20 protein-coding genes and 1 pseudogene are annotated in these 20,689 nt (G+C 60.4%); 10 read left to right on the plus strand and 11 right to left on the minus strand.

Annotated elements, in window-relative coordinates:
• The first annotated feature begins 9 nt into the window (after positions 1-9).
• Complete coding sequence (locus tag BBF94_RS00395) at positions 10-2,331, plus strand: hybrid sensor histidine kinase/response regulator (RefSeq protein WP_065257083.1); 2,322 nt, start codon at positions 10-12, stop codon at positions 2,329-2,331.
• On the opposite strand, the gene BBF94_RS00400 is transcribed toward BBF94_RS00395, so the two are convergent.
• The 3 genes from BBF94_RS00400 to msrB all read right to left on the minus strand — a co-directional run bounded on the left by BBF94_RS00400 (position 2,315) and on the right by msrB (position 3,756).
• Positions 2,315-2,776: a MarR family winged helix-turn-helix transcriptional regulator gene (locus BBF94_RS00400; RefSeq protein WP_065257084.1), complete on the minus strand. Its 462-nt coding sequence runs from the start codon at positions 2,774-2,776 to the stop codon at positions 2,315-2,317. The two genes, BBF94_RS00395 and BBF94_RS00400, sit on opposite strands and share 17 nt — an antisense overlap.
• Entirely contained in the window at positions 2,773-3,258 is a 486-nt protein-coding gene (locus BBF94_RS00405; RefSeq protein ID WP_065257085.1) for a glutathione peroxidase, read from the minus strand. Before BBF94_RS00405 ends, BBF94_RS00400 begins: the two co-directional genes overlap by 4 nt.
• A 102-nt stretch (positions 3,259-3,360) precedes the next feature.
• Positions 3,361-3,756 carry a peptide-methionine (R)-S-oxide reductase MsrB gene (gene msrB, locus BBF94_RS00410; RefSeq protein ID WP_065257266.1) on the minus strand — a complete coding sequence of 132 codons (396 nt, stop codon included), beginning with the start codon at positions 3,754-3,756 and terminating at the stop codon, positions 3,361-3,363.
• Positions 3,757-3,981: 225 nt separating this feature from the next.
• On the opposite strand from msrB, the gene BBF94_RS00415 reads away from it, so the two are divergent.
• Positions 3,982-5,193, plus strand: a complete 1,212-nt coding sequence (locus tag BBF94_RS00415) for a pyridoxal phosphate-dependent aminotransferase (RefSeq protein WP_065257086.1) — start codon at positions 3,982-3,984, stop codon at positions 5,191-5,193.
• A 304-nt stretch (positions 5,194-5,497) separates the two neighbouring features.
• Entirely contained in the window at positions 5,498-6,385 is an 888-nt protein-coding gene (gene htpX, locus BBF94_RS00420) for a protease HtpX (RefSeq protein WP_065257087.1), read from the plus strand.
• A 53-nt stretch (positions 6,386-6,438) separates the two neighbouring features.
• On the opposite strand, the gene BBF94_RS00425 is transcribed toward htpX, so the two are convergent.
• A complete protein-coding gene (locus tag BBF94_RS00425) occupies positions 6,439-7,095 on the minus strand; it encodes a thiopurine S-methyltransferase (protein WP_065257088.1) in 657 nt (218 codons plus the stop codon).
• 102 nt (positions 7,096-7,197) lie between these two features.
• Between BBF94_RS00425 and BBF94_RS00430 the strand changes: the two genes are divergently transcribed.
• Complete coding sequence (locus BBF94_RS00430) at positions 7,198-7,965, plus strand: DODA-type extradiol aromatic ring-opening family dioxygenase (protein ID WP_065257089.1); 768 nt, start codon at positions 7,198-7,200, stop codon at positions 7,963-7,965.
• Between the two features lie 86 nt (positions 7,966-8,051).
• Here BBF94_RS00430 and BBF94_RS00435 read toward each other — a convergent pair.
• A pseudogene (locus tag BBF94_RS00435) lies at positions 8,052-9,750 on the minus strand (DEAD/DEAH box helicase).
• A gap of 387 nt (positions 9,751-10,137) precedes the next feature.
• On the opposite strand from BBF94_RS00435, the gene BBF94_RS00440 reads away from it, so the two are divergent.
• Positions 10,138-10,929 carry a crotonase/enoyl-CoA hydratase family protein gene (locus BBF94_RS00440; RefSeq protein WP_065257091.1) on the plus strand — a complete coding sequence of 264 codons (792 nt, stop codon included), beginning with the start codon at positions 10,138-10,140 and terminating at the stop codon, positions 10,927-10,929.
• A gap of 3 nt (positions 10,930-10,932) precedes the next feature.
• Here BBF94_RS00440 and BBF94_RS00445 read toward each other — a convergent pair whose 3' ends face one another.
• Positions 10,933-11,688 (minus strand): spermidine synthase, encoded by a 756-nt coding sequence (locus tag BBF94_RS00445; protein ID WP_065257092.1) that lies wholly within the window; start codon positions 11,686-11,688, stop codon positions 10,933-10,935.
• A gap of 127 nt (positions 11,689-11,815) precedes the next feature.
• Between BBF94_RS00445 and BBF94_RS00450 the strand changes: the two genes are divergently transcribed.
• Positions 11,816-13,162 (plus strand): class II 3-deoxy-7-phosphoheptulonate synthase, encoded by a 1,347-nt coding sequence (locus tag BBF94_RS00450; RefSeq protein ID WP_065257093.1) that lies wholly within the window; start codon positions 11,816-11,818, stop codon positions 13,160-13,162.
• Between the two features lie 131 nt (positions 13,163-13,293).
• Here BBF94_RS00450 and BBF94_RS00455 read toward each other — a convergent pair whose 3' ends face one another.
• Together BBF94_RS00455 and BBF94_RS00460 are read right to left on the minus strand one after the other, a co-directional pair.
• The gene (locus BBF94_RS00455; RefSeq protein WP_065257094.1) at positions 13,294-14,520 is read right to left on the minus strand and encodes a winged helix-turn-helix domain-containing protein; all 1,227 of its coding nucleotides are present in this window, start codon (positions 14,518-14,520) and stop codon (positions 13,294-13,296) included.
• A 64-nt stretch (positions 14,521-14,584) separates the two neighbouring features.
• Positions 14,585-14,800, minus strand: coding sequence for a DUF1127 domain-containing protein (locus BBF94_RS00460; RefSeq protein WP_065257095.1), 216 nt, complete (start codon positions 14,798-14,800; stop codon positions 14,585-14,587).
• A 97-nt stretch (positions 14,801-14,897) separates the two neighbouring features.
• Here BBF94_RS00460 and BBF94_RS00465 point away from each other — a divergent pair, with 97 nt between their 5' ends.
• The gene (locus tag BBF94_RS00465) at positions 14,898-15,752 is read left to right on the plus strand and encodes a LysR substrate-binding domain-containing protein (RefSeq protein ID WP_176704397.1); all 855 of its coding nucleotides are present in this window, start codon (positions 14,898-14,900) and stop codon (positions 15,750-15,752) included.
• Here the strand turns inward: BBF94_RS00465 and BBF94_RS00470 are convergent.
• Positions 15,742-16,491, minus strand: a complete 750-nt coding sequence (locus tag BBF94_RS00470; protein WP_065257097.1) for a sulfite exporter TauE/SafE family protein — start codon at positions 16,489-16,491, stop codon at positions 15,742-15,744. The genes BBF94_RS00465 and BBF94_RS00470 overlap by 11 nt on opposite strands.
• 112 nt (positions 16,492-16,603) lie before the next feature.
• Between BBF94_RS00470 and BBF94_RS00475 the strand changes: the two genes are divergently transcribed.
• The 3 genes from BBF94_RS00475 to BBF94_RS00485 all read left to right on the plus strand — a co-directional run bounded on the left by BBF94_RS00475 (position 16,604) and on the right by BBF94_RS00485 (position 18,808).
• Positions 16,604-17,560 (plus strand): LysR family transcriptional regulator, encoded by a 957-nt coding sequence (locus tag BBF94_RS00475; RefSeq protein ID WP_065257098.1) that lies wholly within the window; start codon positions 16,604-16,606, stop codon positions 17,558-17,560.
• 82 nt (positions 17,561-17,642) lie between these two features.
• Positions 17,643-18,107 (plus strand): MarR family winged helix-turn-helix transcriptional regulator, encoded by a 465-nt coding sequence (locus BBF94_RS00480; protein ID WP_065257099.1) that lies wholly within the window; start codon positions 17,643-17,645, stop codon positions 18,105-18,107.
• Between the two features lie 281 nt (positions 18,108-18,388).
• Positions 18,389-18,808 (plus strand): organic hydroperoxide resistance protein, encoded by a 420-nt coding sequence (locus BBF94_RS00485; RefSeq protein WP_007940002.1) that lies wholly within the window; start codon positions 18,389-18,391, stop codon positions 18,806-18,808.
• Between the two features lie 79 nt (positions 18,809-18,887).
• Here BBF94_RS00485 and efp read toward each other — a convergent pair whose 3' ends face one another.
• Positions 18,888-19,457 carry an elongation factor P gene (efp, locus tag BBF94_RS00490; protein WP_065257100.1) on the minus strand — a complete coding sequence of 190 codons (570 nt, stop codon included), beginning with the start codon at positions 19,455-19,457 and terminating at the stop codon, positions 18,888-18,890.
• Positions 19,458-19,505: 48 nt separating this feature from the next.
• Positions 19,506-20,648, minus strand: coding sequence for an elongation factor P maturation arginine rhamnosyltransferase EarP (earP, locus tag BBF94_RS00495; RefSeq protein WP_065257101.1), 1,143 nt, complete (start codon positions 20,646-20,648; stop codon positions 19,506-19,508).
• Positions 20,649-20,689 lie beyond the last annotated feature (41 nt).

Below are 20,689 nucleotides of genomic sequence, written 5' to 3' on the forward strand. Positions count from 1 at the left end.
CAACACCCCATGGATATCAAATTCACCCACCGGCTGTCTTACAAGCAAGCCAGGCTTACCGTGCTGGTCGGGTTCATTCTGGGCACACTGCTCAGTCTGCTGCAAATCGGCATCGATTATGCCAGCGAAGACGCCTCCATCAACCGTGAAATCCTTTCCCTGCTGGAAATCAGCCACAATCCGGCCTCGCGCATCGCCTACAACATCGACGCGGAACTGGCCCAGGAGCTTACGCTGGGTTTGCTGCGATCGCCGGCGATCATTTCCGCGCAACTGACCGACAACAACCAGACGGTGCTGGCCAGCGTCAAGCGTCCGGAGCTGCAAAGTGGCTACCGGGTGTTGAGCGACTTCCTGTTCGGGGCCAAGCGCGAGTTCGAGGACCGGCTCTATCTCGACCATTTGCCCAACGAGTCTCTCGGCACCCTGAGCCTGGAAGTGGACACCTATGCCTTCGGCAGCCGTTTTCTGCGCCGGGCCGAAGTCACCTTGCTCAACGGCTTTGCCCGCAGCCTGATCCTGACCGGCATCCTGCTGGCGCTGTTCTATGTGATGCTGACCAAGCCGCTGGTGCGGGTGATCCGTGAACTCAGCGGGCGCGATCCGCGCAGTGCCGAACCGACCACTCTGGAGTGCCCGGCCGGCCATGCCAACGACGAGATCGGTGTGCTGGTGAAGGTCGCCAATCAGCAGTTCGAAAATATCGCCACGGAAATCCGGCAACGGCGCAACGCAGAAAACCGCCTCACCGATTACCTCGCACAACTGGAAGATATCGTTTCCGCACGCACCGCCGAACTCAAGGCAATCAACGCCCGCCTCAGCCAGTCCAACGAGGAACTGGAAGTCGCCCGCAGTACGGCATTGGACATGGCCGAGGCGCGCTCGGCTTTCCTGGCCAACATGAGCCACGAGATCCGCACTCCGCTCAACGGCCTGCTGGGCATGATCGCGCTGTCCCTGGACGGTCCGCTCAATGCTGAACAACAACAGCAACTGTCCATCGCCCACGACTCGGGCAAGGTACTGGTGGAATTGCTCAACGATATTCTTGATCTGTCGAAATTCGATGCCGGACAACTGGAGCTCGAGCACATCCCGTTCGACCTCGGCTCGCTCATCGAAGACACCGCCAACCTGCTGTCGCAGAATGCCGCGCCTAGCGTCGAACTGACCTGCCTGATCGATCCGCACTTCCCGGCGCTGGTGCTGGGCGACCCGACCCGGGTCCGGCAGATCGTCAGCAACCTGCTGTCCAACGCCCTGAAGTTCACCCGTTTCGGTCGGGTCGATGTCCGGTTGTCGACATGGAAAGATGGCGTGCGTATCGAGGTGTGTGACACCGGCATCGGCATCGCCCAGGAAGCCCAGGTGAGAATCTTCCAGCCCTTCACCCAGGCCGGAGCCGGCATTACCCGGCAGTACGGCGGCACCGGGCTGGGCCTGGCGTTGACCTACAATCTTTGCGAAGCCATGCAGGGACGCCTGACGATCAGCTCCGAAGTCGGATTCGGCAGCCAGTTCTGCGCCGAACTGCCATTGCCCTGCCACACTCGCGCAGTCATTCCGGCACCGCTGCATGGCAACGTGCTCGCCATTACCACGGCCGCCAGCGGTCTTTCGGAGCTGCTGAAAAACCTGCTGCCGGTCTGGGGCCTGACCTATGAACAGCGCACGATCGACGACTCATTGCTCGGCCTGAAGCCGGACATCATCGTCACCGACTGCCCCGAATGCCTGTTCGGCCTGCGCCCGACCATGAGCGCCCCGATCCTGCTGGTGACAGCCTACGGCAGCTTCCTGCCCGGCGAAGAAGCCGCCGCCCTCGCCCCGCTGCAACAGCAGGCGCGCCCGCTGGCACGCAATGCCCTTTACCAGAATCTGCGCCGGACCCTGCAACCGGACATCGTCACGATCGATCGCGCACGGCTCGAAAACGTCCCCTCGCAACGCCGCGGGCGGGTATTGCTGGTGGAGGACAATCCGGTCAATCAACTGGTAGCCAAGGGCATGCTCGGCAAACTCGGGTGCGAGGTCATCGTGGCAGCCCATGGCGCAGAAGCGCTGGATCAACTGGAACACCACGAATTCGATCTGGTATTGATGGACTGCAACATGCCAGTGATGGATGGCTACGAAGCGAGCCGGCAGATCCGCCAGAGCGGTCGCTGGCCGCATCTGCCGATCGTGGCGCTGACTGCCAACGCCATGTCCGAGGAACGCGAACGCTGCCGGGCGGCGGGCATGAGCGACTACCTGGCCAAACCCTTTCGCCGCGAAGAACTGGCGGCGTTGCTGGATCAGTGGATCCCGACTACGACAGCGCTCTGATCTGCCCCAACAGATGGTCGAGCCCCGTGCGCAGTTCATTGAGCCGATCCAGATCCACACCGCTGTCACACAACAACCGATCCTTCAAAGGCCCGACCTGCGCACGCAGCGCCTGTCCCTGGGCGGTGAGGCTCAGATGGACCTCACGCTCGTCCCGCGCCGAACGCCGGCGTTGTACCAGTTGCAGTTGCTCCAGACGCTTGAGCAGCGGCGTGAGCGTCCCGGAATCCAGCGCCAGACGCTCGCCCAACGCCTTGACCGTCGGTTGTTCCGGCGCGGTCTCCTGCCATTCCCACAGCACCAGCATCGCCAGGTACTGCGGATACGTCAGACCGAGCTGATCGAGCATCGGCTTGTAGGCACGGATCACCGCCCGGGACGCGGCGTACAGCTTGAAACACAACTGACTGTCGAGCTTCAGGGCATCGGCGGACAGAGTGTTCATTTGAGCAGGGCTTCGATCTCGCGGCTCAGGTCCTGCGGCTTGGTGGCCGGGGCGAAGCGCTTGACTACCTGGCCATCCTTGCCGATCAGAAATTTGGTGAAATTCCACTTGATGCCCTGAGAGCCCAGAACGCCCGGCGCACGTTTCTTCAATTGCACAAACAGCGGATGCGCACCGTTGCCGTTGACTTCAATCTTCTTGAACAGCGGGAAGCTGACGCCGTAATTGAGCTCGCAGAACTCGCTGATTGCACCCTCGTTGCCGGGCTCCTGTTTGCCGAACTGATTGCACGGAAAGCCCAGCACCACCAGACCTTGATCCTTGTATGTCTGCCACAAGGCTTCGAGCCCCTTGTACTGCGGGGTGAAACCACACTTGCTGGCGGTGTTGACCACGAGCACCGCCTTGCCGGCGAAATCGGCGAGGGTCTTTTGCTCGCCCTTGATGGTGGTGCACGGGATGTCCAGCAGGTTATCGCTCATGGTGCGCACTCCGGAAAGTTGAGAAGCTGCAAAGGTAGCGAGCAATTGAATTGTGTGCAATTTAATTATCCGAAAGGCGATCCGTGGATCGCCTGCTTTCGGTTATTCGCGCGGCACCAGATCCAGGCACACGGAGTTGATGCAATAACGCAGGCCGGTTGGCGGCGGCCCGTCGGGGAATACGTGACCGAGATGTGCATCGCAACGGGCGCATTTCACTTCGGTACGGATCATGCCGTGGCTGGTGTCACGGATTTCGGTCATGGCACTTTCACCGATCGGTGCATAAAAGCTCGGCCAGCCGCATCCGGAGTCGAATTTGGTCGTGGAGTCGAACAGCGGCGCGTTGCAGCAGACGCAGTGATAGACGCCGTCCGTCTTCGTGGCGTTGTACTTGCCCGAGAACGGTCGTTCGGTAGCACTGAGACGGCACACGTTGTACTGCTCCGGATCGAGCATCGCGCGCCATTCTTCCAGGGTCTTTTCTATCTTTTCCATCATCACACCTCAGCGGCTGAAAAAGCCCGATCTGTACCTTTTCCACGGATCGGGCGGCACGTATGATTGCGCCTCGTCATACGCCAGTCTGGCAGCGGGATCCGGCGCATTCAAACGGATTGTCGGAAACCGCCGCTCAAGAGGCCTGCCTGTGTGAAGACGCAGGATTCCCAGCACGGTTGTCCACCCGCCGTCTGGATCGTTCATTTTCGGGATCACATCACCATGCAGTTCAGCAAATCGAACAAGCTCGCCAACGTCTGCTACGACATTCGCGGCCCGGTGCTCAAGCACGCCAAACGCCTGGAAGAGGAAGGCCACCGCATCCTCAAGCTGAACATTGGCAACCCGGCGCCCTTTGGTTTCGAAGCGCCTGACGAAATTCTCCAGGATGTGATCCGCAACCTGCCGACCGCCCAGGGCTACAGCGACTCCAAAGGCCTGTTCAGCGCACGCAAGGCGGTGATGCAGTACTACCAGCAGAAGCAGGTCGAAGGTGTCGGCATCGAAGACATCTACCTGGGCAACGGCGTGTCCGAACTGATCGTGATGTCGCTGCAGGCCCTGCTCAACAACGGCGACGAAGTGCTGGTGCCGGCGCCTGACTATCCGCTGTGGACCGCTGCCGTCAGCCTGGCCGGCGGCAATGCCGTGCATTATCTGTGCGACGAAGGCGCCGGCTGGTTCCCGGATCTGGCCGACATGAAAGCCAAGATCACCCCGAACACCAAGGCCATGGTGATCATCAACCCGAACAACCCGACCGGCGCCGTCTATTCGAAGGAAGTGTTGCTGGGCATGCTGGAACTGGCCCGTCAGCACAACCTGGTGGTGTTCTCCGACGAGATCTACGACAAGATCCTTTACGACGATGCCGTGCATATCTGCACGGCATCGCTGGCCCCGGACCTGCTGTGCCTGACCTTCAACGGCCTGTCGAAGTCGTATCGCGTAGCGGGTTTCCGCTCCGGCTGGATCGCCATCTCCGGGCCCAAGCACAATGCCCACAGCTACATCGAAGGTATCGACATGCTGGCCAACATGCGCCTGTGTGCCAATGTGCCCAGCCAGCATGCCATTCAGACCGCACTCGGCGGCTATCAGAGCATCAACGATCTGGTGCTGCCGCAAGGGCGCCTGCTGGAGCAGCGCAACCGCACCTGGGAGTTGCTCAATGACATTCCCGGCGTGAGCTGCGTGAAGCCGATGGGCGCGCTGTATGCCTTCCCCAAGATCGATCCGAAAGTCTGCCCGATTCACAACGACGAAAAATTCGTCCTCGACCTGTTGCTGTCCGAGAAACTCCTGGTGGTTCAGGGCACGGCCTTCAACTGGCCATGGCCGGATCACTTCCGTGTCGTGACCCTGCCCCGTGTCGATGATCTGGACATGGCCATCGGACGCATCGGCAACTTCCTCAAGAGCTACCGCCAGTAGCCGGTCATCGGTGCGCAACGCGCCTTGCGTTGCGCACTGTCTGATTCAGCAACACTTCTGCCCCGCCACCTTGCGCATGCCTTCTACACTGTGGACTCGTACCCATCACGCGAGTCTGACGCACTGGCCGTGGGTGGCGCGCGGCGGTCGTTCATAGCGGCGCAGAGGACGGGAAATGTCCCACGCACTGCAGAATTCAATACAGGACACAGTTTGAAATAGTCACCCGGTTGAATCGCCCGGTGCCGCACCTTATATACCCCGCAGTACGCTACATCTTTAGCTTGAGGAGATTTCTACAACCATGATGCGCATCCTGCTGTTTTTGGCCACTAACCTGGCGGTCGTGCTGATAGCCAGCATCACCCTGAGCCTGTTCGGCTTCAACGGGTTCATGGCGGCCAACGGGGTTGACCTCAACCTCAATCAGCTGCTGGTTTTCTGTGCAGTCTTTGGTTTCGCCGGTTCGCTGTTCTCATTGTTCATCTCCAAGTGGATGGCGAAGATGAGCACCGGCACACAGATCATCACCCAGCCGCGCACCCGCCACGAACAATGGCTGCTGCAAACCGTCGAGCAACTGTCCCGGGAAGCCGGGATCAAGATGCCCGAAGTCGGGATTTTCCCGGCCTACGAAGCTAACGCTTTCGCCACGGGCTGGAACAAGAACGATGCGCTGGTCGCTGTCAGCCAGGGCCTGCTGGAGCGTTTCTCTCCGGACGAAGTGAAAGCCGTGCTGGCCCACGAAATCGGCCACGTCGCCAACGGCGACATGGTCACCCTGGCACTGATCCAGGGCGTGGTGAACACCTTCGTGATGTTCTTTGCACGGATCATCGGCAACTTCGTTGACAAGGTGATCTTCAAGAACGAGGAAGGCCAGGGTATCGCGTACTACATCGCGACCATCTTCGCCGAACTGGTTCTGGGCATCCTGGCCAGCGCCATCGTGATGTGGTTCTCGCGCAAACGGGAATTCCGTGCCGACGACGCCGGCGCTCGCTTGGCCGGTACCAGCGCGATGATCGGCGCCCTGCAACGCCTGCGTGCCGAACAGGGCCTGCCGGTGCACATGCCTGACACCCTGAATGCCTTCGGCATCAACGGTGGCATCAAACAAGGGTTCGCCCGCATGTTCATGAGTCACCCACCGCTGGAAGAGCGTATCGACGCCCTGCGTCGTCGCGGTTGATCAACCCGGCAAAAACAGAAGGCCCGCAGAAATGCGGGCCTTTTTCATGCCTGTTACCGGCCAGCCAGCCGATACACACGCTCCTGCAACCGCGTGACGCCCGCTTGCAGGAACTTCCCGCTTTCGTTCAATACGTCCTGTTCTTCCAGTGCCTGCACCGCCCAATCATTACCGAAAAGCCGCTGCACCTCGGCATCTGTCACTGCAAATGGCGGACCGGACATCTGCGCCTGATCGTAATCCAGCGTGATCAGCAAACCACGCAGGCCCGCCGGCAGGATTTCGAGCAAATGTGTCGCATAACGCTCGCGCATCGGCCACGGCAGGGCGATCAGTGCAGCCCGGTCATACAGCGCCGTGCAATCAACCACGTCGCTCGCGGACAAGGCAAAGAAATCCCCGCACCACAACTCGATACTTCCGGCCCGATAGATCCTGAACCCGCCCTCCTCGCTGATTTGCGGCTGTAATGCCTGCTCGCGGAAGAAATCCTCGACGGCCTTTTCGGACAACTCGACACCGAGAACCCGATACCCCTGACCGGCCAGCCACAACAGATCCAGGCTTTTGCCGCACAACGGCACCAGTACCCGTGCCTGCGCCGCAATGGCCAGATCAGCCCAATGCCGCTGCAAGTATGGATTCACTTCAGGCTGATGAAAGCCGATCTGGTTCGTTTCCCATTTCTTGTACCAAAACTCCGGCTGCATGCTTACTCCCAAAAACTCGATCAAAAAGCGTTAAAACTTATATTGGAATCAGATCAATGATCTGACTGAAGATGAGCCATCTTAACGCTCAGGAATCCTTTCATGTTTCCCAGCCTGTTCATCTCTCACGGCTCGCCCATGCTGGCTCTGGAGCCCGGCGCCAGTGGTCCGGCCCTGGCGCGTCTGGCTGCCGAAATGCCACGCCCGAGAGCCATCGTCGTCGTTTCCGCTCACTGGGAAAGCCAGGAACTGTTGGTCAGCAGCCATCCGCAACCGGAAACCTGGCATGATTTCGGCGGTTTCCCTCGTGCACTGTTTGAAGTGCAGTATCCCGCCCCGGGCAATCCGCAACTGGCCCAAGAGGTCGCCGACCTGTTGACCGCCAACAACCTGCCGGCACGCCTCGACCCGCAACGACCCTTTGACCATGGCGTGTGGGTGCCGCTGTCGCTGATGTACCCGCAGGCCGATATCCCGGTGTTGCAAGTTTCCCTGCCCAGCCGTGGCGGCCCGACGTTGCAGACCCGCGTGGGCCAGGCGTTGGCCGGCCTGCGCGAACAAGGCATTCTCCTGATCGGATCCGGCAGCATTACCCATAACCTGCGTGAACTGGACTGGCACGCAGGTCCGGAAAGCGTCGAGCCATGGGCCCGGGACTTCCGCGACTGGATGATCGCCAGGCTTGCAGCCGATGACGAAGTCGCCTTGCATGATTACCGTCAGCGAGCGCCGAACGCCGTCCGCAGTCATCCGAGCGATGAGCACCTGTTACCGTTGTACTTCGCTCGCGGCGCCGGCGGTGAGTTCAGCATTGCGCACCAGGGATTCACCATGGGTGCGCTGGGCATGGACATTTACCGGTTCGGCTGATGCACTCGCACCTGAAATCGCAGGCATAAAAAATCCCCGAACCAGTCGGGGATTTTTTTGTTTCGATCAATCAGCCCAAGGGCGGATCAATCTTCGCGGTAGCGACGCAGCTTCAATTGCTTGCCGGCAACGCGAGTGTCCTTCAGCTTGGCCAGGAGTTTATCCAGGCCCTCTTCCGGAAGCTCGACGAGGCTGAAGCTGTCACGCACCTGGATGCGACCGATGGCTTCACGTGCCAGACCACCTTCGTTGAGGATGGCACCCAGCAGGTTTTTCGCCGCGATACCGTCACGCGCGCCCAGCGCGGTACGGCAACGGGCACGGCCTTCACCCAGCGGCATCGGCGCACGGCGCTCGCGGTCACCGCGATCCGGACGCTCGCCACGATCAGGACGGTCGCCACGCGGTGCAGGCACCAGCGGACGCTCCTTCTCGATCGCTGCCAGGTTCAGCGCCTGACCGTTGGTGGCCTTGCGCAGCAGAGCGGCAGCCAGGGCACGCGGGGTGCAACCGATATCGGCGGTCAGGCGATCGAGCAGATCACCGTGAGTCGATTCGGCGTCAGCCACCAGCGGCGACAGGCTGTTGGTCAGCTTCTTGATGCGGGCATCGAGAACGGCCTGGGCGTCCGGCAGACGCACTTCGGCCACTTTCTGACCGGTGACACGTTCGATCACCTGCAGCATGCGGCGTTCACGCGGTGTCACCAGCAGCAGCGCGCGACCTTCGCGACCGGCACGGCCGGTACGGCCGATACGGTGCACGTAGGATTCCGGATCGTACGGCATGTCCACGTTGAATACGTGAGTGATGCGCGGTACGTCCAGACCACGGGCGGCAACGTCGGTCGCCACAACGATGTCCAGACGGCCATCCTTGAGCGAGTCGATCACGCGCTCACGCTGGTTCTGGGCGATGTCGCCGTTCAACGCGGCGGCCTTGTAGCCTTTGGCGTCGAGGGCGCTGGCCAGATCCAGGGTCGCTTGCTTGGTGCGCACGAACATGATCAGAGCGTCGAAATCTTCCACTTCCAGCAAGCTGAGAACGGCAGAAGTCTTCTGGTCGGCGTGAACCAACAGGTGAGCCTGTTCGATCGCGGTGACGGTCTGGGTCTTGCTCTGGATCTTGACGTGTTTCGGATCCTTGAGGTGACGCTCGGCGATCGCACGGATCGACTGCGGCAAGGTGGCCGAGAACAGTACGGTCTGACGGGTTTCCGGCATGGCCTTGAAGATGACTTCGAGGTCGTCCATGAAGCCCAGTTTGAGCATTTCGTCCGCTTCATCGAGAACCAGGTGGTTCACGGTGGCGAGGACTTTTTCGTCGCGACGCAGGTGGTCGCACAGACGACCCGGAGTGGCGACAACGATCTGTGCGCCATTACGGATTGCTTTCAGTTGTGGGCCCATCGGCGCGCCGCCGTAGACAGCCACAACAGTCACGCCCGGCATTTGCTTGGCGTAGGTTTCGAAAGCGGTTGCAACTTGCAGCGCCAACTCACGAGTTGGGGCCAGGATCAGAGCTTGCGGCTCGCGCTTGGACGGATCGATGCGGTGCAGGATAGGCAGGGCAAAGGCAGCGGTTTTACCGGTACCGGTTTGCGCCTGGCCAATCATATCGTGACCGGCGAGGATGATCGGGATCGACTGCTGCTGAATGGCCGAAGGCTCTTCATAGCCGGTAGCGACTACTGCAGCGACAATATTGGGATGAAGTTCAAGAGCGGCGAAGCCGCCGATTTCCTGGGTCATGGGTCTGCCTCTAAGTGCATCCGCAAAGACCCATGCTCCAAAGCTGCACATGCCGTGTTGAGACTCAAGAGTCGCCCTGGCAGCTTTGTCGGCGGGGATTTGCGAAAACGAATGGATGGAAAAGAATCGTCAAGGAAGAGCCCGCAGTGCGGACGTGCAGCCGAAGCTGACTTCGGGGAATTGCGCTACCTAAACGCGGCCCGGTTAAAGGCCGGCGCGCACTATACCGGAATTTGCCCAAAAAGGGAGCTTTTTTTATCCACGCAGAACAGTTGTCACCGCTGTGTAACGGGGTTTTGCGGATAATCGTGCGCAGGTCTATTTTTCTAAGGCCCGGTCTTGCGGGCGATGGCGCTTAAACGATTCACCGATGTGCGGCATGTGGTCGCTGCACCCATTCTTCCCGTCCGAGGAAACACTCATGAATCAGCCCTGTCCCGGCCGCGTCAGCCGCGAGCGCCATGGTCACGTGCATTTGATCGGTCTGGACCGAGCAGCCAAACGCAATGCCTTCGACCTCGACCTGCTCAATGAGCTGGCCCTGGCCTACGGCGAATTCGAAGCCGACAGCGATGCGCGAGTGGCGGTGGTGTTCGGCCATGGCGAGCATTTCACCGCCGGGCTCGACCTGGTCAACGCCAGTTCCGCCCTCGCCCAAGGCTGGCAAGTGCCGACCGGCGGTTGCGATCCCTGGGGTGTATTCGTCGGACCGCGGGTCAGCAAACCAGTGATCGTCGCCGCGCAGGGTTATTGCCTGACCATCGGCATCGAGCTGATGCTCGCAGCCGACATCAACCTGTGCGCCAGCAATACCCGGTTCGCCCAGATGGAAGTACAGCGCGGCATCTTTCCGTTCGGCGGAGCCACGTTGCGTTTTCATCAGGTGGCCGGCTGGGGCAACGCCATGCGCTGGCTGCTGACAGGCGATGAGTTCGACGCCCATGATGCGCTGCGCCTGGGCCTGGTGCAGGAGGTCATGGCCAGCGAGGACTTGCTGCCGCGCGCCATCGAACTGGCCGAACGGATAGCCCGACAGGCGCCATTGGGCGTGCAGGCGACACTGATGTCGGCGCGTCAGGCGCGGTATGAAGGCGAGACTGCGGCGGCGCGAAGCTTGCCGCCACTGGTCAGGAAGCTGCTGGCAACCGAGGATGCCAAGGAAGGTGTGCGCTCGCTGGTGGAGCGCAGACCGGGGGTTTTCAAAGGCCTGTGAAGATCAGGTCGCCGGACGAATGCAGTTGATCAACGACTGCAACGAGTAACCCAGTTTCGGTGCGAGCGCTTCAGCCCGGGTGGTGAGCGCCTGCAGGTCCAGCGACTGCTCGAGGTCCGCCGGCACGATCAGAATCACGTTGCCCTCCTTCACCGGCAGCTCCCAATAGTGTCGGTGATAGAGCCCGCGCAACAGTGCTGCCCCCAACGGCTTGCCGTCATCGGTGGCCCATTGGTTGATCACCAGCCAGCCACCGGGATTCAGACGTTTCTGACAGTCACCGAGGAAATTCCACGCAAGATGCGCGGCGCCCGGACCGACATCGGTGTACAGGTCGACGAAGATCAGATCCGCCGGTTCGGCCGTCGGCAGCAGTTCGATTGCATCACCGACACGGATATACAACCGCGGATCGTCGTCCAGCCCGAGGTATTCGATCGCCAGCCGCGGCACATCCGGACGCAACTCGATGGCCTCGACATCTTCCAGCGGCAGAAACCTGAGACAGGCCTGGGTCAGCGTGCCGGCGCCCAGCCCGAGAAACAGCGCGCTCTCCGGTTGCTCATGGCACAACGCGCCGATCAGCATCGCCCGGGTATAGTCGTACTCCAGCCAGCTCGGATCGGCGGTGAATACGCAGCTTTGCTCGATAGCATCACCGAACTCCAGAAAGCGGTAATCGGCCACTTCCAGCACGCGAATCACGCCGAACTCATCCTGTACCTCGGCGAGCAACCGCTCGACGCGCTCCTCAGTCATTTCGTCTCCAGATCATTACCGCAACGGCACCGTAGCAAAGCGGCGATTGTCCGCGATGCGGCGGGAACAGGTCACGCACTAATTGCTGCTAACATGGCCGTCCGTGCGAAGAACCTTAGAGACCGTGATGAGCCAACCCTGGAGTCCTGACAGCTGGCGTGCCTTGCCGATCCAGCAACAACCCCGATATCCCGACGCCGCGCACCTGCGCCAGGTCGAACAGACACTGGCCAGCTATCCGCCGCTGGTGTTTGCCGGCGAAGCGCGCGAGCTGCGCCGTCAGTTTGCCGAAGTCACCCAGGGCCGGGCGTTCCTGCTGCAGGGCGGCGATTGCGCGGAAAGCTTCGCCGAGTTCTCTGCCGCGAAAATCCGCGACACCTTTAAAGTGTTGCTGCAAATGGCAATCGTCATGACCTTCGCCGCCGGCTGCCCGGTAGTCAAGGTCGGGCGCATGGCCGGCCAGTTCGCCAAGCCGCGTTCGGCCAACGATGAAACCATCGATGGCGTGACCCTGCCGGCCTACCGGGGCGACATCGTCAATGGCATTGGCTTCGACGCAGCCAGTCGTGTACCGGACCCGGAGCGCCTGCTGCAGTCCTATCATCAGTCCACCGCGACCCTCAACCTGCTGCGTGCCTTTGCCCAGGGCGGTTTTGCCGATCTGCATCAGGTGCACAAGTGGAACCTCGATTTCATCGCCAACTCGGCCCTGGCGGAGAAGTACAGCCACCTCGCCGACCGCATCGATGAAACCCTGGCCTTCATGCGCGCCTGTGGCATGGACAGCTCGCCGCAACTGCGCGAGACCAGTTTCTTCACCGCCCACGAAGCGTTGCTGCTGAACTACGAAGAAGCCTTCGTGCGCCGCGACAGCCTGACCAACGATTATTACGATTGTTCGGCGCACATGCTGTGGATCGGCGACCGCACCCGTCAGCTCGACGGCGCCCACGTCGAATTCCTGCGCGGGGTGAACAACCCGATCGGGGTGAAAGTCGGCCCGAGCATGAACCCCGACGACCTGATCAGCCTGATCGACGTACTCAACCCGGACAACGATCCGGGCCGTTTGAACTTGATTGCGCGCATGGGCGCGAACAAGGTCGGCGATCACCTGCCGGCGCTGATCCGCGCGGTGCAGCGTGAAGGCAAGCAGGTGCTGTGGAGTTCCGACCCGATGCACGGCAACACCATCAAGGCCAGCAGCGGTTACAAGACCCGCGACTTCGCGCAGATCCTCGGCGAGGTGAAGCAGTTCTTCCAGGTTCACGAAGCGGAAGGCAGCTACGCCGGCGGCATTCACATCGAGATGACCGGGCAGAACGTCACCGAATGCATCGGTGGCGCACGACCGATCACCGAGGATGGTCTTTCGGATCGCTATCACACCCATTGCGACCCGCGGATGAACGCCGATCAGTCACTGGAGCTGGCGTTCCTGATTGCCGAGACGCTGAAGCAGGTTCGACGCTAACGCCCAAAACCCTCAGTGTTTGACCGGTCCCCATCGCGGGCAAGCCCGGCTCCCACAGGATTGCTGTCGTACATTTGACTTGTGAACGACTCGGTCACTGTGGGAGCTGGCTTGCCAGCGATGAGACCGGTTCAATCGCAGCGGATCTGGATCATAGCCATTCGGAGCCGTCCTGCACTTTCGCGCTGACAATTGAGTTGCACCTGCTCAAGCCCCAGCCAATCTGCCATCCGCCGCAGATTCAACGCCAAGGCCAGCATTCCCGCCTCGTCCAGCCCCGACTCCTCCTCATGCACCGCATGCACCGCCAACCGCCCCGCCGCCCGCTCGGCGCGCAGATCGATCCGCGCCGCTATTCGTTCTTTGTGCAGAAAGGGCAGCACGTAATAGCCATAAACGCGTTTGTCCTGCGGCGTATAGATCTCCAGTCGGTAACGGAAATCGAACAGCCGCTCGGTGCGGTTGCGCTCCCAGATCAGTGAGTCGAACGGCGACAACAGCGCACTGGCTTCAACTTTTCGCGGTATTTTCGGCTCGGGCAGGCAGTAGGCGATCTGGCGCCAGCCTGCGACTTCGCAGGTCAGCAACTGCCCGGCTTCGACCAGTTCAGCCAGACGCGGACGGGCATCGGAAGGGTTCAGACGGAAGTAATCGCGCAGGTCTTTTTCCGTCGCCACGCCCAACGCCTCGGCCGCATGCAGCAATAAACCGCGCTGCGCCTCGGCCTCATCGGGCAACGATTGCTGCAACACGGAAGCCGGAATCACCCGCTCCGGCAAATCGTACAACCGCTCGAAACCACGGCGCCCGGCCACAGTGACTTCGCCGGCAGCGAACAGCCATTCCAGTGCATGCTTTTCCGCGCTCCAGTCCCACCATGGTCCGGCTTTTTCCTTGCGGGTCGACAAGCTGCCGGCGCCCAGTGCGCCCTGCTCCTCGACCGACGTCAGTACCCGGCGAATGGTGTCCTGTTGCTCACGGCCGAATCGCGCCAGTTGCTGATAGATGTCTTCACCGCGTCTGGCCCGCTGCATCCGCCAGCCCATCAACGGATACATCGACAGTGGCAGCAGAGACGCCTCATGCCCCCAGTATTCGAACAGAGAGCGGCGCCGACCCGAGCTCCAGGCAGCCTGGTCGAGCAAATCAGCAGAATAGGAACCGAGACGGGAAAACAGCGGGAGGTAGTGCGAGCGCACCACAGCGTTGACGGAATCGATCTGCAACAGGCCGAGGCGTTCGATCAGCCGGTTGAGGTGTGTCGTCTTGACGACCGGCGGCTGGCGCCCGTTGAACCCTTGGGCAGCCAGTGCCAGACGTCGAGCCTGTTTAAGGGAAAAGGACAATGTCGCGGGCATGTGTACCTCCATGTCTGCTCGCAACCTACCTCACCTGAAAGGGATTTGTGTAGCGTTCGCCCCATCATTTATGCATCGGATCGTCCCAGAACGGCCGCACCGCTTCGTGTTCGACATCGGCGCGGCTGACCCCGATGTCCTTCAACGCTTCGTCGCTCAGACTGGCGAGCAGTTCACGTTCGCGATGCAGTTCGTACCAGCGGCTGAACTTGTGCAACAGATCGGAAACGATATGGCCGGAAAATTTTTCTTCACCTGCATACTCTCTTTGACCTTTCATCGTGTTGCCTCCTTTTTGGGATGGCTCAAGTCTCGCGCCGGCGCTACGATCAATCCAACGAATGTTTCTGATGGCATGCATCACGGAGATTCATCAATTGTCGGCCTACCCCAGTATCGATACCGATGTCCTGCGTACCTTCGTCGCCATTGCCGATCAGGGCGGGTTCACCCGCGCCGGTGAAATGGTCAATCGCACGCAGTCGGCAGTGAGCATGCAGATGAAGCGTCTGGAAGAGGACGTGCTGCAGCGCCAATTGTTCGAGCGCGACGGGCGTCAGATACGCCTCACTGCCGAAGGCCAGGTGTTGCTCGGTTATGCGCGGCGCATCCTGAAACTGCACAGCGAAGTGTTCAACACCCTGCGCGAGCCGCACATGGTCGGCACTGTGCGCATCGGCACGCCGGACGATTACGTGATGCGGTTTCTGCCGGGAATTCTCTCGCGCTTCGCCCAGTTCTATCCGCTGATCCAGATCGAAGTGCATTGCGAATCCACCCGCCAATTGCTGCAACGCACCGACCTGGATCTGTCGATCGTCACTCGCGAGCCGGGCAACGAAATCGGCCAGTTGCTGCGCAAGGAGCGTTTCGTGTGGGCCGAGGCGCAGAACTTCAGCGCCCACGAGCAGACGCCGTTGCCGCTGGCGATGTTCAACAGCGATTGCTTCTGTCGTCTGTGGGCCTGCAATGCGCTGGATGCCATGGGCCGCGAATACCGCATCGCCTACAACAGCACCAGCCTGTCGGCGTTGATGGCAGTGGTGAGCGCGGGCCTTGCGATCACCGCGCAACTGGAAAGCCTGATCACGCCGGACATGCGCATTCTCGGCGCGGCCGAGGATCTGCCGCTGTTGCCCGAGGCCAGCATCATGCTGATCCGCAACCTGAACAACCCGTCGCCGATCACCGAGTGCCTGGCCGAGCACATCGTCGAAGGCTTCAAACTTTAAGGGCGAGCATCACCGCGCAGAGCACCAGGAACCCGCAGAACAGTCCACGCAGGAGCTTTTCCGGCATTGCGTGGGCAACCTTCACGCCCCAACTGATGCTGGCCAGACCACCGATAGCCAACGGCAGGCCGATCATCCAGTCCACTTCGTGATGCACCGCGTACGTGACCAGCGTCACACCGGTGCTCGGCAATGCCAGCGCCAGCGACAGTCCCTGAGCAACCACCTGAGTGGTGCCGAACAGACTGGTCAGCACTGGCGTCGCCACCACCGCCCCGCCGACACCGAACAAGCCGCCCATGGCGCCCGACGCCGCGCCCAGTACACCCAGCCACGGCCATGAATAACGCATTTCGGAACTCGCTGAAGGGCCCGTACCGAACATGCGCACCAGGTTGTAGGCGGACAACGCCACGAGGAACGCGACAAAACCGATGCGCATGGTTTGCGCGTCGATACCCACGGCCCAGATCGAGCCGATCCACGCAAAACAGAACCCCATGACCGCCAGCGGCAAAGCATGTCGGAGTTCGATGCGGTTTCGCTGGTGATAACGCCACAGCGCCAGCATCACGTTAGGCACGACCATCACCAGCGCCGTGCCTTGGGCAATCTGTTGATCGAGACCGAACCACACGCCCAATAACGGAATGGCGATCAAACCACCGCCAATGCCGAATATCCCGCCCAGGGTGCCAAGGGCAGCGCCGAACAACAGGTACAGCAAAAACTCGATCACAGCCGGACTCCTCATACGTCAGGCGGTTCATCCTACGCAGTCGGCGCTGGCACGGAAACGCACAGCAACGCACAATGGCTGTGCCAAATCCGCATAAGCACTGGATTGATTCATGAACCCCAATCAATTGACCGAACAGCTCGGATTGTTTCTCGACGTGCTTGAGAGCGGCAGCTTTTCTGCCGCTTCACGCCGACACCCGCTGACGCCTTCCGCTGTCGCCCGGCGCATCGATAGTCTGGAAAGCGCTGTCGGCAGCCAGTTGTTTATCCGCAGCACCCATGCAGTGCGAGCAACACCGGCCGGTCTGGCATTTGCCGAGCGGGCGCGGCGAATCGTTGCCGAGCTGCAACTGGCCCGCGCTGAAGCGGTGTCCCTGAGCAGCGCGCCTGAAGGTCTGATTCGAGTAGATGCTCCGGCAGCGTTCGGGCGACGGCATCTTGCGCCGGTGATTGCCGATTTTCTGGTCCTGTATCCGGGACTCGATGTGCAGTTGCATCTGATCGACAGCTTCGTCGACATGGGCGGCTCGAACCTGGGCAAGGTCGATCTGGTGCTGCGTGCCGGGCAAATGGCCGATACCCGACTGGTCGCCACCCCGTTGGCGAGCATGGTGCGCATCGCCTGTGCCAGTCCAGACTATCTCAAGCGTCGCGGCGTGCCGGGCGAGCCCGCTCAGTTGGGCGAACATGACGGCCTCGATTGGGACGGCCTCGCTCCACCCTTCGCCTGGCGGTTCGAACGGAACGGTCAGATGCAGCTGCACCGTCCGGCGCGGATCCGCATGAGTGCCAATAACGCCGAGGCGCTGGTCTGCGGTGCGCTCGCGGGACTCGGGATCGCGCATCTGCCGACCTGGCTGGCCAGTGAATACCTGGTGCGTGGCGAGTTGCTGCCGCTGTTCTGCGAAAACGGCCTGCCGAAACCGGAGAGCAGCGGCATCTATGCGCTGCGCCTGGAACAGCAGGCCAGTTCCCGCAGCCGCCTGCTGCTGGAGTATCTCAAGAGCCGCTTCAGCCCGGTGCCGCCGTGGGATCTGGCGCTGCAACGGGAGCTGGGCCGACAATGATCGAGCCGTCACCGTCACAATTGTCTGGCGCATTAAAGATTCGAGCGCTAGATTCAACTGCATTATCGTTCAAGGCACCGACATGACCACCGATCGCAACACCACCGATCACTGCGAAGAACTGCTGCTCGACAATCAGGCCTGCTTCGCCCTGCATTCCACCTCGCTGATGATGACCAAGGTCTACAAGCCACTGCTGCAAGCGCTTGGGCTGACTTATCCGCAATATCTGGCAATGATGGTGCTGTGGGAGAAGGATGGTCTGACCGTCGGAGAAATCAGCACGCGCCTGCTGACGGATCCAGGTTCCCTGACACCCCTGCTCAAGCGTCTGGAAGGTGAAGGCTTGCTGAGCCGGACCCGCAGTCGCGAGGATGAACGGGTGGTGATCGTCGAGCTGACGGCACAGGGACGCGCCTTGAAGGACAAGGCCCGAAGTGTTCCGCCCTGCATTCTGGGAGCCAGCGGATTCACCGTGGAGCGTCTGCAAAACCTGCAAGCCGAGTTGCAGGCCTTGCGTGGTCATCTGCAGGACAGCCTGATTTAAGCGTCCCCTTCCCTGCAGGAGCAGTCTCGCACCTGCAGGGAAATCGCATTTTTCTCTGCCTTTACTCCTCCCCCGAAAATTTTTTTCTCTCGTTCTTCCATCAAAAAAAACCTTTCATATCAAAAGCTTGAGTTTTCATCCCGAGCTGATCCACGTCTCGGTTCCATGCTTCTTAAAAAATTTATCTTGCGCACTAAATATTAGCGAAGTACATTTACTTCGCACCTGGTTAGCGCACAAACAATTAGCGCAACAAATCACACATCGACGAGGATCACTCCATGCAAACTCTCTACACCGCAATCGCAACCTCCACTGGCGGCCGTGACGGTCGTGCGATCTCCAGCGACAACGTACTCGACGTGAAACTCGCTACCCCGAAAGAACTCGGCGGTGCCGGTGGCGCGGCCACCAACCCTGAGCAACTGTTCGCCGCCGGTTATTCGGCCTGTTTCATCGGCGCCCTGAAATTCGTCGCCAGCCAGACCAAACGCAAAATCCCGGACGACGCCTCGATCACCGCTCACGTCGGTATCGGCCAGATTCCTGGCGGTTTCGGTCTGGACATCGACCTGCACATCAGCCTGCCGGGCCTGGAACAGGCTGACGCGCAAAGTCTGGTCGACGCGGCTCACCAGGTCTGCCCGTACTCCAACGCCACCCGTGGCAATGTCGATGTACGCCTGCACGTAACCGTGTAAGTAGCCCGAGAGCAAAAATTGCAGGCATAAAAAAACCCGACACACAGGTCGGGTTTTTTTATGCAACTCGGCAGAAGAATTACTTCTTGCTGCGGCTCTTGAAAGAACCGTCGCGGGTGTCGATATCGATCCACTCGTCGATTTCGATGAAGTCGGCAACCTGGACTTCAGTACCGTTCGCCAGCTTGGCAGGCTTCATGACTTTACCGGAGGTATCGCCGCGAGCAGCGTTCTCGGTGTAGACAACCTGACGGCTGATGGTGGTCGGCAGTTCTACCGATACCACTTTCTCTTCGTACATGGTCAGGGCGCAAACGTCCTGCATGCCTTCTTCGATGTACGGCAGAACGGCTTCGATGTCTTCGGCGTTCAGTTCGTACATGGTGTAGTCGGTGGTGTCCATGAACGTGTAGGCGTCACCGCTGATGAAGGACAGGGTCACTTCCTTGCGGTCGAGGATCACGTCGTCCAGTTTGTCGTCTGCAAAGTAAACGGTTTCAGTCTTGTAACCGGTCAGCAGGTTCTTCAGCTTGGTCTTCATGATCGCGCTGTTGCGACCCGACTTGGTGAATTCAGTTTTCTGAACCAGCCAAGGATCGTTGTCGATACGCAGCACGGTACCAGGTTTGAGTTCTTTACCAGTTTTCATTGCGAATATCCGAATTTGGATGGGATGTACAAAAATCTAGGCCGCGTATCATAGCCAATTTCGGTAAAAATGTACCAGCGCCGTCGCAAGATCGGCTTGCAAGGCTTGTTCCAGAGACCATGCTTCGGCGTGTGACTGCAACTGTGACCAGTGCTCACGAACCGCGAGCCAGTGCTGCCCGACCGGCTGGCCGCTGCACCATGCACGCCAGAAACCGCTCGTCGCATCGGCCGCTGCGGGTGAAAGGGCTCGCGTATACAGGGCCAGGAAGGCATCGAGCTTGTCCATGTGGATGTCCTCATCCTGCTGGTAGATGTGCCACAGCATCGGTCGCCCCGCCCATTGCGCCCGAACGAAAGAGTCCTCGCCACGTACAGCGTTGAAATCGCAGCACCACAACAGGCGATCGTATTGATCCTGATGGATGAACGGAACGACCTGTACGGTGAGCGCCCCGCGAATCTGCAGGTCCCCCGCTTTCAGCGACTCCACCTCCAGCCAACGGGCAACATCACCGACAATGCGCCCTTCCGGCACTAACAGATGAGTGGGTGACACATCGGCAGCCAACACATCCAGCCAACTGGCCAGGCCCGGGTTCTCGTAGGCGAACAATGAAATCAAAAGCGCGTCGGATGCAGGCGCAATCCCCAGCCCTTGCAGGAATTGCCGCTGCGACGCCCGATCACGTTGAAATGCCTGACGCTGCTCGATCAGATTTCGCTCGCGCAGCAATCCGCCCGTATCCGGTTGAAACCCGGGAAAAAAGAAATAGCGCTGCACCGACTTGTATTTCACCGAGGGTAGACGGTGACATCCGACGACCCAGTCTTCGGCGCTGAGATAGTCGAGGTTCAACCACAACGGACGCTGTTGGCGCTCAGCCATGGCATCCATGTATCGCGTCGGCAACTGACAGGCAAACGCAGCGATCACCACGTCGGCGGCGTCCGTTTCCGGCCATTCAGCAGGCCAGTGCCGAACCTCGACGCCTTGCTGCCACTGCGTATCGAGATGGATGTCGAGTTCGGGACACAACCGTTCGAACGCTCGCAGATCATCGACCCAAAGCCGCACCGTCAGCGCATGCTCGGCCACCAGTTGCCGGGCCAGGCGCCAGGTCACCCCGATGTCGCCGTAGTTATCGACCACGGTGCAGAAGATGTCCCAGCGGGTTTTCGGTTGCGGCATTCAAGACTCCCGTTGGCAAAAGCGACGATTGTCCGCATAAA

The organism is Pseudomonas bananamidigenes (assembly GCF_001679645.1).
Lineage (GTDB): Bacteria > Pseudomonadota > Gammaproteobacteria > Pseudomonadales > Pseudomonadaceae > Aquipseudomonas > Aquipseudomonas bananamidigenes.

What these genes read in the sequence shown, in the direction of transcription:
- BBF94_RS00480 (WP_065257099.1), top strand. Translation starts at nt 17,643, where the DNA reads ATGACCACCGATCGCAACACCACCGATCACTGCGAAGAACTGCTGCTC.
- BBF94_RS00450 (WP_065257093.1), top strand. Translation starts at nt 11,816, where the DNA reads ATGAGCCAACCCTGGAGTCCTGACAGCTGGCGTGCCTTGCCGATCCAG.
- earP (WP_065257101.1), bottom strand. Translation starts at nt 20,648, where the DNA reads ATGCCGCAACCGAAAACCCGCTGGGACATCTTCTGCACCGTGGTCGAT.
- BBF94_RS00415 (WP_065257086.1), top strand. Translation starts at nt 3,982, where the DNA reads ATGCAGTTCAGCAAATCGAACAAGCTCGCCAACGTCTGCTACGACATT.
- BBF94_RS00395 (WP_065257083.1), top strand. Translation starts at nt 10, where the DNA reads ATGGATATCAAATTCACCCACCGGCTGTCTTACAAGCAAGCCAGGCTT.
- BBF94_RS00400 (WP_065257084.1), bottom strand. Translation starts at nt 2,776, where the DNA reads ATGAACACTCTGTCCGCCGATGCCCTGAAGCTCGACAGTCAGTTGTGT.
- BBF94_RS00405 (WP_065257085.1), bottom strand. Translation starts at nt 3,258, where the DNA reads ATGAGCGATAACCTGCTGGACATCCCGTGCACCACCATCAAGGGCGAG.
- efp (WP_065257100.1), bottom strand. Translation starts at nt 19,457, where the DNA reads ATGAAAACTGGTAAAGAACTCAAACCTGGTACCGTGCTGCGTATCGAC.
- BBF94_RS00460 (WP_065257095.1), bottom strand. Translation starts at nt 14,800, where the DNA reads ATGAAAGGTCAAAGAGAGTATGCAGGTGAAGAAAAATTTTCCGGCCAT.
- BBF94_RS00445 (WP_065257092.1), bottom strand. Translation starts at nt 11,688, where the DNA reads ATGACTGAGGAGCGCGTCGAGCGGTTGCTCGCCGAGGTACAGGATGAG.
- BBF94_RS00475 (WP_065257098.1), top strand. Translation starts at nt 16,604, where the DNA reads ATGAACCCCAATCAATTGACCGAACAGCTCGGATTGTTTCTCGACGTG.
- BBF94_RS00440 (WP_065257091.1), top strand. Translation starts at nt 10,138, where the DNA reads ATGAATCAGCCCTGTCCCGGCCGCGTCAGCCGCGAGCGCCATGGTCAC.
- htpX (WP_065257087.1), top strand. Translation starts at nt 5,498, where the DNA reads ATGATGCGCATCCTGCTGTTTTTGGCCACTAACCTGGCGGTCGTGCTG.
- BBF94_RS00430 (WP_065257089.1), top strand. Translation starts at nt 7,198, where the DNA reads ATGTTTCCCAGCCTGTTCATCTCTCACGGCTCGCCCATGCTGGCTCTG.
- BBF94_RS00425 (WP_065257088.1), bottom strand. Translation starts at nt 7,095, where the DNA reads ATGCAGCCGGAGTTTTGGTACAAGAAATGGGAAACGAACCAGATCGGC.
- BBF94_RS00455 (WP_065257094.1), bottom strand. Translation starts at nt 14,520, where the DNA reads ATGCCCGCGACATTGTCCTTTTCCCTTAAACAGGCTCGACGTCTGGCA.
- BBF94_RS00485 (WP_007940002.1), top strand. Translation starts at nt 18,389, where the DNA reads ATGCAAACTCTCTACACCGCAATCGCAACCTCCACTGGCGGCCGTGAC.
- msrB (WP_065257266.1), bottom strand. Translation starts at nt 3,756, where the DNA reads ATGGAAAAGATAGAAAAGACCCTGGAAGAATGGCGCGCGATGCTCGAT.